Below are 15051 nucleotides of genomic sequence, written 5' to 3' on the forward strand. Positions count from 1 at the left end.
TCAGTTCGGGGTCTCGTCGCTGCCGGGCACCCGCCGCACCTCGACCTTGGCCCCGGGAGCCGCGGGCACCCGCTTGGCCCACTCGATCGCCTCTTCCTTCGAGGCGACGTCGATCAGGAAGAACCCGCCGAAGAGTTCCTTGGTCTCCCCGTAGGGCCCATCGGTGACCACGGGTGCCTCACCGCCGAAGTCGACGACGACGCCCTTGGCGGGGTCGTCCAGCCCTTCGGCTGCCACGTAGACACCGGCCTTGAACAGGTCGTCGATGAACTGGCGGCTGGTGGCCATCATCTCGTCGATGTTCGCCATCATGGCGGCGTTCGACTCGTCGGTGCCCCGCATGATCAGCATGTACTTCGACATCTCGGTCTCCTCGTCCGGCGGGCCGGCTCCCGGCCCGTGCGCCCTCTGGTCGAACGGGCGGCTCGCGGATCGACACGCCCCCGGAGATATTTTCCCGCACTCCGGCGTCGCCCCCGGAGGAGCTGCCTGGGCCGGCCGAAGCCGCGGTTGGCGCCGGTGACGAGGACGGTACTCGCCTCCTTCGGTTCTACCGCGCGAGGAAGTCCAGGGCCTTCTCGACGAACTGGGCGTGGAACTGGAAGATGCCGCCGTGGCCGGCGTCGGGGTAGATCACCAGTTCGCTGTCCGGCAGCCGCCGGGCCAGGTCGTGGGTGTTCTTCGTCGGCACCATCCGGTCTTGGTCACCGTTGGCGACCAGCACGGGCTGGTGGACGACGGAGAGATCGGACGGCTTTTCCAGGCCCCAGCGGTGGATGGCCTTGAGCTGGGCGGCGTAGGCGGTCAGCGCGATCGGCTTGTCCCGGTGGTTCTTGCGTTCCTTCAAGCGCGCCAGGAACTCCTTGCCCGCCCGCTTCCCGTTCGGCGTCCGGGTGAAGAAGAGGAACTGCTTCGGGTCTTGGAGGGTCAGCAGCGCCCGGACGGTGTCGAGGTGCGAAATCCTGGTCACGTTCTTGATGCCCTCGCCCCCGGCGGGGCCCGTGCCGGCGATGATCAGCTTGCGGACCAGCTCCGGTTCGGTCTGGACGATCACCTGGGCGATCATGCCGCCCATCGAGAAGCCGAGGAGGTCGACCTTCGTCAGGCCGAGCGCGCGGATGAAGGTGACGGCGTCGGCCGCCATCGCCTGGATCGACTTCGGGGTGGTGCCGGTGGTGGCGCCCACGCCGCGGTTGTCGAAAGCGATGACCCGGTGCTGCGCGGCGATGCCGTCGACCACGCGCGGGTCCCAGTTGTCGAGGACCGCGGCCAGGTGCGTCAGGAAGACCACCGGGACACCGGTCTTCGGCCCGAGTTCGCGGTAGGCGAAGTCGACGCCGCCGGCGGAGACGGTGCGGGTCGGCGCGTCCTGATAGGACGACACGACGTCTTGGCTGCTGTTCATGGTTGGTCCTTTTCGGCCAGTTGCGGAGGAAGAGGTCGACCTGGGCGGCGTCCTCGCTTGCTTTATATTATGATCATACTTCCATGAGCGGTGCAAGCGTCCCGGCCCGATCGGGCGACGCCTCAGGCTTCGGGGGCGGCGTCCAGCAGCGTCAGTGCGTTGCGGATCCCCTGCTCCAGGATGTCGTCGGAGAGCTGCCGATCAGCCAAGGCGCGAGCGAGCTGCAGGGTCCCGACCATCAGGGCGTAGATCCCGAGGGTCTTGGTGCGCGCCGACGCCGGGTCGTGCGGCGCCAAGCGCGCGGCGATGTCGTCGATGACAGCCACCACACTGGTGGTGTAGGTCTCCTTCGTCGGATCCGCGCAGCGGCTGATCTCGTCCAGCAGCGCGGCGGACGGGCAGCCTTCCTCGGGGTTGTCGCGGTGCTCGGGCGAGAGGTAGGTGCGCACCATCCGCTCGACACCGTCGCGGCCGGGCGGGAACGAGGTGAGCCACTCGCGCTGGCCGCGCAGCTGCTCGGAGACCGCGGTGGCGACCAGGTCTTCCTTGGATTCGAAGTGGGCGTAGAAGGCGCCGTTGGTCAGTCCCGCGTCCTTCATGAGCGTGGCGACCCCGGAGCCGTCGATCCCGTCGCGCTTGAGCCGGCGCCCGGCCGCCTCGATGATCCGCTGCCGCGTCACCTGCTTGTGCTCTTTCGCGTACCGCACCACGCGCGCCTCCACTCACCGGACCGGTGCCCCCATGTTAGTACGATCATAATCCAAGCTCGCCCGGCCGCGGATGGCTGACATGCGGGTTTTCATTGACCACGAGGACGACCCTGGCCCTCAAACCGAAGCGCCTCACGATGGAGGAAGCCGCTTCCGTGCCTCTCGCCGGCCTGGGAAGGTCTTCATCCAGGCGGGTTCCGGCGGGGTGGGAACGTTCGCGATCCAGCCGGCGAAGCACCTCGGCGCAACGGCGGCCACGGGACGGGGAGATTTGTTTGATTCGCCGACGTACTGGCGACCACGGGGCACAGTGCAGTCACGAGATCGGGTTTCACGCCGGGTTTTTCCTGGCGTGCCGGGATTGCTCGCGACCTGGCCGTCGTCGGAGTAGTCAGTCCGCCGTTGCGGCGACCGTGGGACAGCGCGTGGCGCTTCAGGGCGAGGGCGTGGACGGCCGCCGATGCAGGAGGTCGAACCTGGCCGACGGCGGCCTGGAGGGCCTGTTCGCCGACCTGCACCGGCGAGCGACCTGGAAGAACGAGGAGCTGCACCTCACGGGCTTCCGGCACGGCACGGTGGATCTGCGCGGCCCCGGCCTCGTGCTCGCGCCCACGGCTTTCGGGTGACCGAACCTCGGGATCGGGCCCGCCGACGACACCGCCATCACTCCTCCCGCGCTGGTTTACCCGATGCTCGGCACGGCACGGCTGTGGGAACCGGCCACACGATCACCCGCCATCGCGCGCCTCCTCGGCCCCGGACGCGCATCCTGCTGGCCGAAACCCTCTTCCCGAGCACGACCGGCAGCCTGGCCCACCGAGTCGGCCTCGCTCCGGCAACGGTCTCCGAGCACCTCACGGTGCTTCGCGAGGCCGGCCTGGTCACCGCCACACGCCGCGGCCGTGAAGTGCTCTACCGCCAGACACCGCTCGCCGCAGCACTCCTCCGCCCCGATCCGGTGTGATGGACCGGACCTCATGCCGGAGGGCGGGAGGGAGAATAAGGCCGTGGGTTATCAACTGCAGGGGGCCATCGCCACCGAGCCTGTGCTCCGGAAGTTGGCGGGCACGGTGGAAGAAGCGTGCCCAGTTCCGCTCGCCGAGCACCTTTGCTTACTCCCGATGACCGACGCGTTGTTCGACGCGGTCACCATCGCCGGAGCGGCCGAGCTCGACGGGTTCCGGAAAGCCCCCGCCGGGTTCGGCCACGCCTTGGCCACCGGTTCGGCGGACGGTCCCGTCACCTACGTCGAGGCTGGCTACTTCGGCGGGAGCGGAACCCAGTCCGCGCAGGTATGGGCCGGCGGTCAGGTAGTGCTCGGTCCCCTGCGCCTGGCCGTAGGAGAACCGATACCGGCCGAGGGCAGCCCCATCTCCCGGGCGCTTCGGTGGCTTGGCGTGGTCAAGGGCGAGCACTTCGACGAGTTCGATGCGGTCGGGCTTGGCCGCCATCGCGAGACAGGCGACTGGCTTCCACCCACGAGTTGATCAGCCGGATTGCAGACTCGTCCCCGAGTGCCCTCCCGGGCCTGCCGCCGCACGTCGTTTCTGGTCGGCGAGCATGCGGGTGCAGACGACGTTCGACAAGCCGCCGCTGATCAGCGATCGGTGACCGTCGGTCCCGCGGGGTAGTCCAGGCCGGTGGACAGCAGGTCGAACGCCTGCCTGGCCAGCTCGGATTCCGGTGCTTGCCGGCCGGCCGCTCGCCAGGCGGCGACTGCCGTCTGTACCGCGCACGTCGCCACCGAGGCCACCAGGTGCGGCAGATGGCAGCGGGACCTCGCTTGCCCGAAACGTCAGGTGCTTCCCCCGGCTCGGGCAACCTCCGGGCTCCGGGCGAAACCACCGTCGTCGTCGCGGACCTGGTCCGGGTGGCGGAACTCCCGGATGGCGTAGTAGCTGACGGCGATGAGCATGGCGAGCTCGATCGCCGCGAGAACGCGGAAGTCGACCGGGCCGACCGCGCGTTCGCCGCCTGGGGATTCGAAGATTCCCGGGATGTAGCCGAGGAGGGAAGCGAACTGCACGCCGATGGGCACGTACCACAGGCGCCGGGGGAAGTAGAAGGCCAGGACGACCGTGAACAGGTCGGCGAGGTAGAAGTACCGCTCGTGCATCGAAGGCAGCACGTAGGGCACCAGGATGACGAAGACGGTGGCGATCAGCAGGATCCGCGGCTCCGTCGGTTCGGTCCGGGCGAGCAGGAGCAGCAGGCAGATCGTCAGGACGAGCAGGACGGTGACCAGCACCCCGGCGGTGTGCATGACACCGGTGTCGCGAACGCCGCGGAAGAACTGCCAGACCGACGGCGCGTTGAGCGTCATCTCCGGGTAGATGCCGGACTGACGCGGGTAGATGGTCAGCAACCGGATCGGGTCGGCCCCGAGCACGATCGCCGGGAGGTCGAGGACCAGGTAGACCGCGGGGATCGCCAGCAGGGCGCGCCAGGGCACCCGGCCGAGCAGGACCATCGCCAGCAGCAGCGGCAGGATGAAGATCGCTTGCAGCTTGAAGGACACCGCAAGCCCGATGAACACGCACGCCAACCACGGCTGCCTCCGGAGGAGGTGGTAGACACCGCCGAGCGCGAACGAGGCGTAGATCGAATCGCATTGCGCCCACATGGCACCGTTGAGCACCACGGTCGGCAGCATGAAAACCAGCAACGCGGCGACCGCGGGCGTCCAGCGCGAACGGTACTTCAGGGCGACGATCCGGTACGTGAAATACGCGGCCACCGCATCGAACAAGACCGACAGCGCCTTGACCGCACCCTGAGGTGGCAACGGCAGATAGGTCAGCACCACCAGGAGATAGCGGTAGGGGACGTTGTAGTCGGAGAAATCCTCGCGCAAAGCGCGGAAACCGCCGTGTTGAATGATGAATTCGTACCACGGGCGGAGGAATTCGCGGTAATCTGAAGTGTCGTACCGGATCAGCGACCACCGCACGGCGAACGCGAGCAGCCCGATGGCCGCGACAAGGCCGACCAGGTACAGCCGCCGAGCCCGGTCGTGCAGTCCCCGCACCTGCTCCCCCGGTTCCGTTACCGCGCGCTCGGATAGTGCAACCGACCCGGTCATCTTCCCCCACCGATTACTTTTGTCACGTCAAATGTTCCGACAAGCACACTGACCCACCGGGGCGAACCACCCGGCATTTACGCAGCGTCGATCCCCGCCGTCGATCCGCGTTCTGCGCCGACACGGCTGCCGACCAGATGAATCCCCCGTAGCCCAGATGGAGCAAACGCTCCTCGTTGCCGAAGCGCTTTCTGGTGAATCTGCGGGTTTATCGCGAAACCGGCGTGCCCTCTTACACCGAAAGCGTGTGACCTGGCCCACACCGACCAGTGCGTGCGAGCCGAAGGGATGGCGGGCCCGCAGCGATCACGGCGAGGCCGCTCACGGTCAGCCAGTCGACCAGCCGTTGCGGCCTGGGACTGTACAACGAGGCGGTTTCCGGCATTGAGCTTCACTCATAAGAGTGACGCAGAAACGCGTCGGACAGCCCGCCCGCCGCCGATGCCGTGGAAACTCGGCGTGGCGATCATGCAACGGTCTGACGGCCCGGTCTCGTATGTATGGGCGAGAGAGGGGTGGTCGTGACCGATCGCTGGGAGTTCAGTCAGGTCGTTCGGGAGCGCGTTGTGGTGTGGCGCCGGGAAGCGTTCCTGATGTGCGGGGACTGGTCGTTGGCCGAAGACCTCGTCCAGACGGCGCTGCTGCGGCTGTATACCCGCTGGCATCGGATCGACCCGGCCGGCGTCGACGGATACACCCGGCGGGTGATCTCCCGCTTGGCCATCGACGAAGCCCGCCGGCCCTACCGCCGCGCCGAGCTGCGGGATGCGCTGCCCGAGACGCCGGTCGTGACCGCGGAGTCCGCGGCCGCGCTGGATGTCCGGGCGGCCTTGCAGCAGGTGCCACCGAAACAGCGGGCCGTGCTGGTCCTGCGTTTCTTCAGCGACCTGACCAACGCCGAAGCGGCCAAGGTGCTGAGGATCTCCGAAGGGACCGTCAAGTCTCAAGCGGCGCGAGGTCTCGCCACTCTTCGCCGGCTACTTCACGAGCCGGCCGACGTGACCGGGCACATCAAGGGGAGCGACCGATGACAACCGACGACAAGGACCTCCTGATCCGCGCACTCGGCACCGACGAACCGCCGCTGCAGCTGGATCTCGATGCGATCGAAGCCCGGGGACACGCACGCCGCCGCACCCGCGGCCTCATCGCCGTGACCGCCGCTGTGCTCGGCGTCGGAGCCATCGCCGGCGGTGTCGTCCGCGGAGCTGGGGCTCCCAGTGCGTTGGAGGCCGCTGCGCCGGGCAGTCTCGTGCCCCCGACCGAGCGGGACATCGCCTACTGCTACCAAACAGCCGACATCGGCAGCGCCGAGCCGAATCAGCACGTCGCCATCGGAGTCGGTGGCCGCGACGGCCGAGTCGACGTCACCGGCCAGATCATGCAGATCTGCTCCGGCAGCTGGCAGTCCAACGTGTATGACTTTCAGCCCCGCCAAGCCGCCGGCACGAGCTACCGCATCCCTCAGCTCGTCGCCTGCGTGCTCACCGGAAAAGCCACGAATGCGACCGAAGGCGCGGTTGGAGTGTTCCCGGGGAACGGCAGCACGTGCGCGGCGCTCGGGCTGCCCACAGCGCAGATCTGACCGATCGGGAAGGTCAGGTCCGGGACGCTCCGAGGAACCGCAGCACGGCCAGGACGCGGCGGTGGTCCGCGTCGACCACGGGCAGGTCAAGCTTGGCGAAGATGCTGTTGATGTGCTTCGCCACGGCGCTCTCGCTGACCACCAGCGCCTGCGCGATGCCGGTGTTGGAGCGCCCCTCGGCCATCAGGCCGAGCACCTCCCGTTCGCGGGGGGTCAGCCGCGCGAGCGGGTCGCTGTCGCGCCGCAGCAGCAACTGGGCGACGACCTGCGGGTCCAGGGCCGTGCCGCCGTCCGCCACTCGCCGGATTGCCGCCACGAAGTCGGCGACGTCGGCGACCCGCTGCTTGAGCAGGTAGCCCACACCGCTGGTGTTCGCCGACAGCAGGTCAGCCGCGTACCGCTCCTCCACGTACTGCGAAAGCAGCACCACCGGCGTGCCCGGCCAGCGCCGGCGGATCTCCATCGCCGCCCGCACCCCCTCGTCGGTGAAGCCGGGCGGCATCCGGACGTCGATCAAGGCGAGGTCGGGCCGGTGCTCCGCCACGGCCGCCAACAGCCCCTCCGCGTCGCCGGCTTCCGCGGCGACCTGGAACCCGCCCAGCTCCAGCACCTTGGTCAGGCCGACCCGCAACAACACCGAATCCTCGGCGATCACCGCGCGCACGGCAGCTCCGCGGTGATGGTGGTGGGCCCGCCGGCGGGACTGCTGACGTGGAAGGCCCCGTCGAGGGAGCCGACCCGCTTGGCCAGCCCGGTCAGCCCCGTGCCGGCGGCGGCGTCGGCGCCGCCCAGCCCGTCGTCGGTAACGCGCACTCGCAGCACCTCGCCGACCTGACGGACCATCACCTCAGCACGCATCGCGTTGGCGTGCTTCGTTGCATTGGTCAGCGCCTCAGAGATCACGAAATACGCGACCGACTCCACGTTGGACGCCACCCGCTCCTCCAGCTCGACCCGCAGCCGCACCGGCAGGGGCGTGCGGGCAGCCAGCCCGGACAACGCCGCGTCCAGACCTCGGTCTTCCAGCACGGCCGGGTGCAGCCCCCGCACCAGGTCATCGAGTTCGGCGATCGCCTCCTTCGCCTCCAGGTGCGCTCTCCCGATCACCTCGCGGGCATCACTCGGCAGGTCCGGGCGGGTGGCCATGGCCAGACCCAGGTTGACCGCGAGGGACACCAACCGCTGCTGGGTGCCGTCGTGCAGGTCGCGCTCGATCCGGCGGCGCTCCGCGTCGACGGCCTCGATCAAGTCGGTCCGGCTCACGGCCAGCTGATCGACCCGCTCCTGGAGCCGCTGCGCCCGGCTGGGCCCGAGCAGGCCCAACGCCAGCCGCGCCTCGGCCCGGGCCACTGCCCGCGCGGTCCAGGGCAGGGCGCACAGGAGGAGGAGTCCAGCCGCTGTGTAAGCCGGCAGCTGGGTCAGGTAGCCGAACCAGTCCTGGCGGATTCCGGTCGGCAGCGCCCACGACCAGGCGTAGGCGGTGACGCCCGCCAGGCACGCCGCTGCCACCGCGAGCACCAGCAGCTCCAGCAGCGCGAGCAGCGGGCCCAGCAGGAGGTGGTAGCCGATCTTGCGCCAAGGCCGCGTCGCCGCGAGCCACCGGGCGGCCGAGGCCCACGTCCGTTGTTCCGGCGCGGCGGGGGTGAGCCGGGGGACGTCCACACCGATGAGCACCCGGTGGCGAGCCCGCTGAACGGCCGTCAGCACCGGGGTGCCGAGCAGGACCAGGGCGGCCGACACGGAAACCGTGAGGAGCCAGTTCCCCGTCCTGGCGGTGGTCGTCGTCGCCCAGGCCCACACGGGCACCAGCGCCAGGTGCGGCAGCACACCGGCGGCAAGAAAGCCGGTGTCCCGCCGCGCCCGGAGGACCGTGCGTCTCAGTCCAGCTGGAAACGTCATGGCACGACGCTAGGGCACCGCATGAGGACGGTGCCATGAAGCCTGTACCCGGTCTCATGGTGAACCTAGGTACCGACGGTAATCGAGCCGGGACCGGCACCACCATCCCGCAGCCATCCGGATCGGTGCGGTAGCAGGCACCACCACGAAGTCGGAACCACGGGCTACTGATCTCGGCCGGTTCCGGCGGCAAAGTTTGCCGCAGGGCTGCCCCGCACCGGCGTCGGCAGCACCAGCACGACGTTCAGTGGAGGAATTTCATGACCGTTCAGACGATGCCCTGGCCGCCACGCACGGCGACGTCGCCGGGTGCCCGGCCCAGGTGGGTGCCCGGCGTGCTGGGCGCGGTGGCGGCGGGCCTGGTGCCGTGGATGTTCGTGCTGGGCCGGACGCTGCCCGGGACCACCCAGGTGCGGCACTGGCCGGCCGTGTGGATCGGGCTCGACCTGGCCGTGGCGCTCGGCTGCGCGACCACCGCGCGGTGGTACCACCGGGGCGATGTCCGCGGCCGCCTGTCTGCCTCGGCGGTCGCGGCACTCGTGGGGATGGACGCCTGGTTCGACGTCCTCACCGCCCTGCCCGGCACCGAATTCACCCAGGCCCTCGTCTGCGCGGTCCCGGAACTGGCCCTGGCCGGACTGTGCACCTGGCTCGCCCTGCGCGATACCGAAAGGCTGTCATGAAAACGACAGTGCGCCGGATATTTCAGCGGCCGAGCGTGAGCAGGTCGGCCAGGCCGAAGGCCGGTCCCGCGGCGGGCAGGGTCGGTTGCCAGTCCGGTTCGCGGCTCAGGTAGCTCGACGGGTCGGCGCGCAGCAGTCCGATCAGGACTTCCGCGACGATGCAGCCGCCGACCGGGCCGAGGCGGTCGCCGCCGCCGCGGTGCTGGGCTTCGCCGAGGATGTAGATCCACAGTGGAGTGCCGTGCGGCCAAGAACCTTCGTCCGCGGTCAACGGCGGCACGCCGAGGTGGCGGGCGACGGATTCGCCGCTGGGCAGACCGGTGATCCCGCCGCGGAGGAGGTCCCGGACGGCGAGCGAACGGTGGGCGGCGGCCTCGACGATGCCGGTGAGCTGCTCGGGCAGTGCGATGAGACTTGCGGGAAGGCGGCCGTCGATGCGTTTCGCCCGTTGCGCCGGCGGGTGGCCGGGCAGGTCGAAGATCAGCGCGAGGTCGAGGCGCCGGCCGGCGGGCACCGGCCGGAACCCGACGAGGTCGGGGAAGAGCGGTAGTTCGGGCCCGCCGCGAACGAGCCGGTAGGTGTGGCGGATCTGGCTGTGGCCGTAGCGGAAGGCCGCGTGGGAGAACTCCAGCGGGATGCAGGCCTGCCCCGGCGGCGGCGCGAACCACCGGCCGCCCTCGTCAAGCACCTGCTCGACCAGGGGCAGGCCGACGAGCCTTGGCAGGAAGTCGTGGACCACGATCCACTGGTAATGCCAGGTGAGGGCCTGCCGCGCCTGATCGAAGACATCGGTGACGTTGTCGTCCCGCAGCAGATCCACGAGGCGGTTGTGCGCCCCCAGCAGCGCGCCGTGCAGGGTCAACGCGAACAGGTGCGAGTCGTTGCGGGGGTCGCCGATCAGCGCCACCCCCTGCTGGTTCCTCGGCACGTCGCCACCGTCGGGACGGCCGAGCAGGAACTTCGCCGGATCCCCGGTGTCGTAGAGGAAAGGCGAACCGATGGGACCGTCGGAGTAGAGCATCTCCAGGTCGAGCTTCGGCGCTCGGGCGTTGCGCAGCGCTCCCGGGTGCAGGCCGCTGGTGAGGGTGGATCGGTCGGCGGTGATGTCGTGCGCGATCAGCTGGCCGAAGAACGGCCACCCGGCGGACCCGGCCGCGTCGTCGCCGCTCGGCCCGGGAATCGCCGCGTCGCAGATCCCGCCGTGGCCGCCCGCGTGCGCCAGCAGCCGCGGGTCGGTGGCCAGTGGGGCGAGGCCGGGGAACATCCGCTCGTAGCGGCCCGGCCCGGTGGGCGACGGATGCCCGGCTTCCGCGGTGGCTGTCACCACACTCGTCACGGCAAACCTCCTGTCCGCCGGGCATCGATCCCGGCGCCAGTGAAGACAAGACAGCCCCGCGCCGTGTGACACAGCCCGCGAGTCACAAAACGCCCGGCTGTCCGGTCCTAGCGGGTGCAACCGTTCGTCGAGGAGGTCTTTTCGATGTCATTGACCGTGCTACAGGAGGCGAAACCGCCCTTCATCCCGGAGGGGGCGCAGGCGATGACCATCGTCATCGAGTACCCGCCGGGCGACCCCGGCACCCCGCCGCACCGCCACCCCGGACCGGCCTTCGGCTACGTGCTGGAGGGCGAGATGGTGTTCGAGCTCGAAGGCGAACCGCCGCGCGTCGTGCGCGCCGGCGAGGCGTTCTGGGAGCCGGGCGGCGAGGTCATCCACTACCAGGACGGCAACAACCGCGACGACGTCCCGGTGCGGTTCACCGTCACCATGCTCTGCGAACCGGGCAAGCCGATGGTCGACCTCGTGGACGCAGAAGAACTCCGGGCGAAAGGCTGGTCGAAGAAATGAAGATCGCCGTCATCGGCGGGACCGGGCTCATCGGCTCCCGAGTGGTCACGATCCTGACCAAGAACGGGCACCAAGCCGTCCCGCACTCGCCGTCCACCGGGCTGGACCTGCTCAGCGGGCAGGGCCTGGCCGAGGCGCTGGCCGGGGCCGAGGTCGTCGTCAACCTGACGAACTCGCCGACGTTCGACGACGCCTCGCCCGCGTTCTTCCGGACGACCATGGACAACCTCTTGGAGGCCGCCGGCGCGGCCGGCGTCGGCCACGCGGTCATCCTCTCGATCGTGGGCGCCGACCTGGTGCCGGGCCTGGTCTACTACCGCGCCAAGGTGCTGCAGGAGGACATCCTCAAGGCCGGGCCCGTGCCGTACTCGATCGTCCGCGCCACGCAGTTCTTCGAGTTCATGGCCCCGACGATGTCCTGGACCGCCGACGAGAACACCGTCCGCCTGCCCGCGACACGCGTCCAGCCCATCGCCGCCGACGACGTCGCCCAGGCGGTGGCCGAAGTCAGCATGGGCGCGCCGCTGCGGGGTACCCGGAACGTCGCCGGACCGGAGGTGTTCACGCTCGACGAGCTGGGCAGGATCACCCTCGCCGCCCAGGGTGACCAGCGCTCCGTCATCACCGACGACCAGGCCGGACTGTTCGCGGCGGCCTCCGGCGACGCTCTCATCGCCAAGGACGGGGCCGTCATCGCGAAGACCACCTACCGGGAGTGGCTGGCGCGCTGAGGGGGCCGGGTCCGCACGGCAGCCGCGGTGCGGACCCGGTCAACGGCGGTGCCAGCCGCCCAGCTTGGCCGGGTTGAGCACGATCCACAGCGCGGTGACCTTGGCCCCGGCCGTTTCGGCACCGACGACCGCGACGGCGCGGGAGGCGTGGCGAAGCGCCAGTCCGGCGCGGCCGTTGACGGACTCGACGGTCAGCTCGGCGCCCGCCCGCCCGCACAGCAACGTCATGACCAGCCGGGCGACATCCGCGGCACCGTGCACCGGCTCGTTCGGGCCGGGTACCCGTCCTCCGCCGTCGCACGTGGCGATGGCCTCGACGTCCAGGGCGGCTGCGAGTGCGGTGACGTCTCCCCGCCGGCAGGCGTCGGCGAACCTGCGGACGACCTGGTCATGCCGGTCGAGCACGCTCGGTCCCCACGGACACCGCCTTGTTCTTCTCGGGGTTGACCAGCCACAGGACCTGATCGACGCCTTCGGTGGTGGCGCTGACGGTGAGCAGGCCGTACACAGCGCCGTCCCGGCGCAGCACCGCGGACGTCTGCCCGTTCGTGATCGCCCACTGCACGTCGAGGCCGTCCCAGAACCACGTGGAGATCGCCAGCAGGAACTTCGCCACCCGGGCCGCGCCCACGACCGGCGTGCGGGCGACGCCCTTGCGGCCGTTGCCGTCGGACAGGCTGGTCACGTCCGGAGTGAAGAGCCGTTCCAGCGCGGTCAGGTCGCCGGAGCGGGCGGCGGCGAGGAACGTGGTCAGCAGCTCGCGCTGCTCGGCCGCGGTCACCGGGGTGCGCCGTTCGGTCGCGATGTGCTTGCGGGCCCGGCTGACCAGCTGCCGCACCGCGGGTTCGGTCGAGGACAGGATGTCGGCGATCTGCGCGTAGGAGTAGTCGAAGGCTTCCCGCAGCACGTAGGCGGCGCGTTCGTTCGGGGTGAGCTTCTCCATCAGCAGCAGGGCCGCGAACTCGAGCGCCTCACCGCGCTCGGCGCCCAGGTACGGGTCCGCGCCGGTGTCGACCGGTTCGGGCAGCCACGGCCCGATGTAGGTCTCACGCCGCTTCCGCGCCGACTGGAGGACGTTGATGGCCAGCCGGGTGGTCGTCGTGGCCAGGAACGCATCCGGGTTGGCCACTGTGGACCGGTCGTAGGTCTGCCAGCGCAGCCAGACCTCCTGCACCAGGTCTTCGGCCTCGGTGACGCTGCTGAGCATGCGGTACGCGATCCCGAACAGGCGCGGCCGCACCTGGGTGAAGACAGCCGTGGCCGCCTCGAGATCGGCACTCGGTCCGGAATCCGCCACCTCAAGTCCCCTCGTCTCGTGAGGACCCACTCTACGAGGCCGGTCCCGAGGGCCCCGGCAGCGCGGCCGGGACCCTCCGGGTCTCATTCGACGAGCTTGCCGGCAGCAGACACCTCGCACATGAGCGAGGCGATCTCCTCCGGGATCGGGGGAAGCTCTTCGCGCTCGACCCGCCCCGGGCCGGACCAGACGAGGTTCACCCGCAGCGACTCGTCGAGCTCCGGGTGGTCCGCGCGGTTGTGGCAGCCACGCGTCTCCCGGCGCTCGAGCGCCGACTCGAGTGTTGCGCGCGCGGCCAGCACCGCGGCCTTGAGGTCGAACGCGTGCGCGAGGTCCTGGAACCCGGCGGTGTCGGGATGCACGCCGACGTCCCGCATCCGGCTTTCCAGTTCGTCCAGCTCGGTCAGACCGGCGCGCAGACCGGTCTCGTCGCGGACCACACCGGCGTGTTCGGTCATGGTGTTCCGCAAGGTCCGCTGCAGGGCGCGCACGTTCTCCGGGCCGTCGGCGGCCAGCAGCTCGTCGACCTCGCGCCGGGCTTCCTCCGTCGCCGCCGACGACCGCTGCTGCGCTTCCAGTTCACGTGCGTAGCGGGCGACGGCCGCACCGACGATGCGGCCGTAGACCAGCAGCTCGATCAGGGAGTTGCCGCCGAGCCGGTTCGCGCCGTGCAGGCCGCTCGCCGCCTCGCCGAGGGCGTACAGGCCCTCGACGCCGGTGCCGTGGTCCTCCGGCCGCACCCACACCCCGCCCATCGAGTAGTGCGCCGTCGGCGCGATCTCGATCGGCTCCCGGGTGATGTCCAGCATCTGCAGTTCGAGCAGCGTCTGGTAGACCCGGGGAAGCCTTCGCATGATCCTCTCCCTCGGCAGGTGCGAGACGTCGAGCCACACGCCGCCGCCCGGCGTTCCGCGTCCCTCCTTGATCTCGGTGTACGCCGCCAGCGCCACTCTGTCGCGAGTGGACAGTTCCATCCGGCCGGGGTCGTACCGGGCCATGAACCGCTCGCCGAGCGCGTTGCGCAGCACCCCGCCTTCGCCGCGTGCCGCCTCCGAAACGAGCGTGCCCGCGGCGTTCTCCGGCGCGATGAGACCCGACGGGTGGAACTGCACCAGTTCGGCGTCCCGGATCCGACCGCCGGCGAGGACGGCGAGCCGGAAGGAGTCCCCGGTGTTCTCGTCCCGGCGCGAGGAGGTGCGGCGCCAGATGCGCGTGTGCCCGCCGGCGGCGAGGATCACCGCGTCGGCATGGATCACATATCTCGTCCCGCCCGCGAGGTCGAACCCGTAGGCACCGAAGACGACGTTGTCCCGGACCAGGATCCGCGTGATGTAGACCGTGTCCCGGATCGGGACGCCGAGCTGCGCCGCCCGGTTGACCAGGGTCCGCTGGATCTCCAGCCCGGTGTAGTCACCGGCGAACGCGGTCCGGCGGTAGGTGTGCGCGCCGAAGAACCGCTGGGAGATCTTCCCGTCGGCCTCGCGCGCGAAGGGCATTCCGTAGCGTTCGAGGTCATCGATGCCGCGGGCGGCGTTCTCGGTCACGATCCGCACGGTCTCGGGATCGGCGAGCAGGTAGCTTTCCTTGAGCGTGTCCGCCGCGTGCTGCTGCCACGAGTCTTGCGGGTCCATCGTGGCCAGCGCCGCGTTGATGCCGCCGGCGGCGAGCGTGGTGTGCGCGTCCGACTTCGCCCGCTTGCCGACCGCCAGGACGTCGACACCACGCTCGGCCAGTTCGATCGCGGCGCGCAGGCCGCCCCCGCCGGTCCCGATGACGAGGACGGACGTCGCGATCCGGTGCTCGGTCATGG

Annotated in this window: 19 protein-coding genes; 8 read left to right on the forward strand and 11 right to left on the reverse strand. The window is 70.1% G+C overall.

The window, feature by feature from the left end; genetic code table 11:
• The 3 genes from QRY02_RS23250 to QRY02_RS23260 form a co-directional block, all read right to left on the reverse strand.
• Positions 1-363, reverse strand: coding sequence for a YciI family protein (locus QRY02_RS23250; protein ID WP_285993630.1), 363 nt, complete (start codon positions 361-363; stop codon positions 1-3).
• A 187-nt stretch (positions 364-550) separates the two neighbouring features.
• Entirely contained in the window at positions 551-1405 is an 855-nt protein-coding gene (locus QRY02_RS23255; RefSeq protein WP_285993631.1) for an alpha/beta fold hydrolase, read from the reverse strand.
• Positions 1406-1527: 122 nt separating this feature from the next.
• Positions 1528-2112: a TetR/AcrR family transcriptional regulator gene (locus tag QRY02_RS23260; RefSeq protein WP_285993632.1), complete on the reverse strand. Its 585-nt coding sequence runs from the start codon at positions 2110-2112 to the stop codon at positions 1528-1530.
• Positions 2113-2540: 428 nt separating this feature from the next.
• On the opposite strand from QRY02_RS23260, the gene QRY02_RS23265 reads away from it, so the two are divergent.
• The 3 genes from QRY02_RS23265 (at position 2541) to QRY02_RS23275 (ending at position 3602) form a co-directional block, all read left to right on the forward strand.
• On the forward strand, positions 2541-2741 hold the full coding sequence (locus tag QRY02_RS23265; protein ID WP_285993633.1) for a hypothetical protein: 201 nt from the start codon (positions 2541-2543) through the stop codon (positions 2739-2741).
• A gap of 83 nt (positions 2742-2824) precedes the next feature.
• Positions 2825-3079 (forward strand): ArsR/SmtB family transcription factor, encoded by a 255-nt coding sequence (locus QRY02_RS23270; RefSeq protein WP_285993634.1) that lies wholly within the window; start codon positions 2825-2827, stop codon positions 3077-3079.
• A 43-nt stretch (positions 3080-3122) separates the two neighbouring features.
• Positions 3123-3602: a hypothetical protein gene (locus tag QRY02_RS23275; RefSeq protein WP_285993635.1), complete on the forward strand. Its 480-nt coding sequence runs from the start codon at positions 3123-3125 to the stop codon at positions 3600-3602.
• A 110-nt stretch (positions 3603-3712) separates the two neighbouring features.
• On the opposite strand, the gene QRY02_RS23280 is transcribed toward QRY02_RS23275, so the two are convergent.
• Complete coding sequence (locus tag QRY02_RS23280; protein WP_285993636.1) at positions 3713-3859, reverse strand: hypothetical protein; 147 nt, start codon at positions 3857-3859, stop codon at positions 3713-3715.
• A gap of 51 nt (positions 3860-3910) precedes the next feature.
• Positions 3911-5143, reverse strand: a complete 1233-nt coding sequence (locus QRY02_RS23285; RefSeq protein ID WP_285993637.1) for a glycosyltransferase 87 family protein — start codon at positions 5141-5143, stop codon at positions 3911-3913.
• Between the two features lie 575 nt (positions 5144-5718).
• Between QRY02_RS23285 and QRY02_RS23290 the strand changes: the two genes are divergently transcribed.
• Positions 5719-6228, forward strand: coding sequence for a sigma-70 family RNA polymerase sigma factor (locus tag QRY02_RS23290; RefSeq protein WP_285993638.1), 510 nt, complete (start codon positions 5719-5721; stop codon positions 6226-6228).
• Complete coding sequence (locus QRY02_RS23295; RefSeq protein ID WP_285993639.1) at positions 6225-6782, forward strand: hypothetical protein; 558 nt, start codon at positions 6225-6227, stop codon at positions 6780-6782. The genes QRY02_RS23290 and QRY02_RS23295 overlap by 4 nt, the downstream gene beginning before the upstream one ends.
• 13 nt (positions 6783-6795) lie before the next feature.
• Here QRY02_RS23295 and QRY02_RS23300 read toward each other — a convergent pair whose 3' ends face one another.
• A complete protein-coding gene (locus QRY02_RS23300; protein ID WP_285993640.1) occupies positions 6796-7446 on the reverse strand; it encodes a response regulator in 651 nt (216 codons plus the stop codon).
• Positions 7434-8681 carry a sensor histidine kinase gene (locus QRY02_RS23305; RefSeq protein ID WP_285993641.1) on the reverse strand — a complete coding sequence of 416 codons (1248 nt, stop codon included), beginning with the start codon at positions 8679-8681 and terminating at the stop codon, positions 7434-7436. The genes QRY02_RS23300 and QRY02_RS23305 overlap by 13 nt, the downstream gene beginning before the upstream one ends.
• A gap of 260 nt (positions 8682-8941) precedes the next feature.
• Here QRY02_RS23305 and QRY02_RS23310 point away from each other — a divergent pair, with 260 nt between their 5' ends.
• Positions 8942-9364 carry a hypothetical protein gene (locus QRY02_RS23310; protein ID WP_285993642.1) on the forward strand — a complete coding sequence of 141 codons (423 nt, stop codon included), beginning with the start codon at positions 8942-8944 and terminating at the stop codon, positions 9362-9364.
• Between the two features lie 22 nt (positions 9365-9386).
• On the opposite strand, the gene QRY02_RS23315 is transcribed toward QRY02_RS23310, so the two are convergent.
• Positions 9387-10700: a peroxidase family protein gene (locus QRY02_RS23315; RefSeq protein WP_285993643.1), complete on the reverse strand. Its 1314-nt coding sequence runs from the start codon at positions 10698-10700 to the stop codon at positions 9387-9389.
• Positions 10701-10844: 144 nt separating this feature from the next.
• Between QRY02_RS23315 and QRY02_RS23320 the strand changes: the two genes are divergently transcribed.
• Complete coding sequence (locus QRY02_RS23320) at positions 10845-11213, forward strand: cupin domain-containing protein (protein WP_285993644.1); 369 nt, start codon at positions 10845-10847, stop codon at positions 11211-11213.
• Complete coding sequence (locus QRY02_RS23325) at positions 11210-11944, forward strand: SDR family oxidoreductase (RefSeq protein WP_285993645.1); 735 nt, start codon at positions 11210-11212, stop codon at positions 11942-11944. Before QRY02_RS23320 ends, QRY02_RS23325 begins: the two co-directional genes overlap by 4 nt.
• A 39-nt stretch (positions 11945-11983) precedes the next feature.
• Here the strand turns inward: QRY02_RS23325 and QRY02_RS23330 are convergent, their stop codons facing one another.
• From QRY02_RS23330 to QRY02_RS23340, 3 genes are all read right to left on the reverse strand, one after another.
• Positions 11984-12349 carry a sigma-70 family RNA polymerase sigma factor family protein gene (locus QRY02_RS23330; RefSeq protein WP_285993646.1) on the reverse strand — a complete coding sequence of 122 codons (366 nt, stop codon included), beginning with the start codon at positions 12347-12349 and terminating at the stop codon, positions 11984-11986.
• Positions 12333-13241, reverse strand: coding sequence for an RNA polymerase sigma-70 factor (locus tag QRY02_RS23335; RefSeq protein WP_285993647.1), 909 nt, complete (start codon positions 13239-13241; stop codon positions 12333-12335). Before QRY02_RS23335 ends, QRY02_RS23330 begins: the two co-directional genes overlap by 17 nt.
• An 83-nt stretch (positions 13242-13324) precedes the next feature.
• Entirely contained in the window at positions 13325-15049 is a 1725-nt protein-coding gene (locus QRY02_RS23340) for an L-aspartate oxidase (protein WP_285993648.1), read from the reverse strand.
• Positions 15050-15051: the final 2 nt, after the last annotated feature.

This window comes from Amycolatopsis sp. DG1A-15b (genome assembly GCF_030285645.1).
In the GTDB taxonomy this organism is placed as follows: Bacteria; Actinomycetota; Actinomycetes; order Mycobacteriales; family Pseudonocardiaceae; genus Amycolatopsis.

Coding starts and splice junctions, on each gene's coding strand:
- QRY02_RS23250 (WP_285993630.1), bottom strand. CDS start 363: ATGTCGAAGTACATGCTGATCATGCGGGGCACCGACGAGTCGAACGCC.
- QRY02_RS23255 (WP_285993631.1), bottom strand. CDS start 1,405: ATGAACAGCAGCCAAGACGTCGTGTCGTCCTATCAGGACGCGCCGACC.
- QRY02_RS23295 (WP_285993639.1), top strand. CDS start 6,225: ATGACAACCGACGACAAGGACCTCCTGATCCGCGCACTCGGCACCGAC.
- QRY02_RS23305 (WP_285993641.1), bottom strand. CDS start 8,681: ATGACGTTTCCAGCTGGACTGAGACGCACGGTCCTCCGGGCGCGGCGG.
- QRY02_RS23310 (WP_285993642.1), top strand. CDS start 8,942: ATGACCGTTCAGACGATGCCCTGGCCGCCACGCACGGCGACGTCGCCG.
- QRY02_RS23320 (WP_285993644.1), top strand. CDS start 10,845: ATGTCATTGACCGTGCTACAGGAGGCGAAACCGCCCTTCATCCCGGAG.
- QRY02_RS23325 (WP_285993645.1), top strand. CDS start 11,210: ATGAAGATCGCCGTCATCGGCGGGACCGGGCTCATCGGCTCCCGAGTG.
- QRY02_RS23340 (WP_285993648.1), bottom strand. CDS start 15,049: ATGACCGAGCACCGGATCGCGACGTCCGTCCTCGTCATCGGGACCGGC.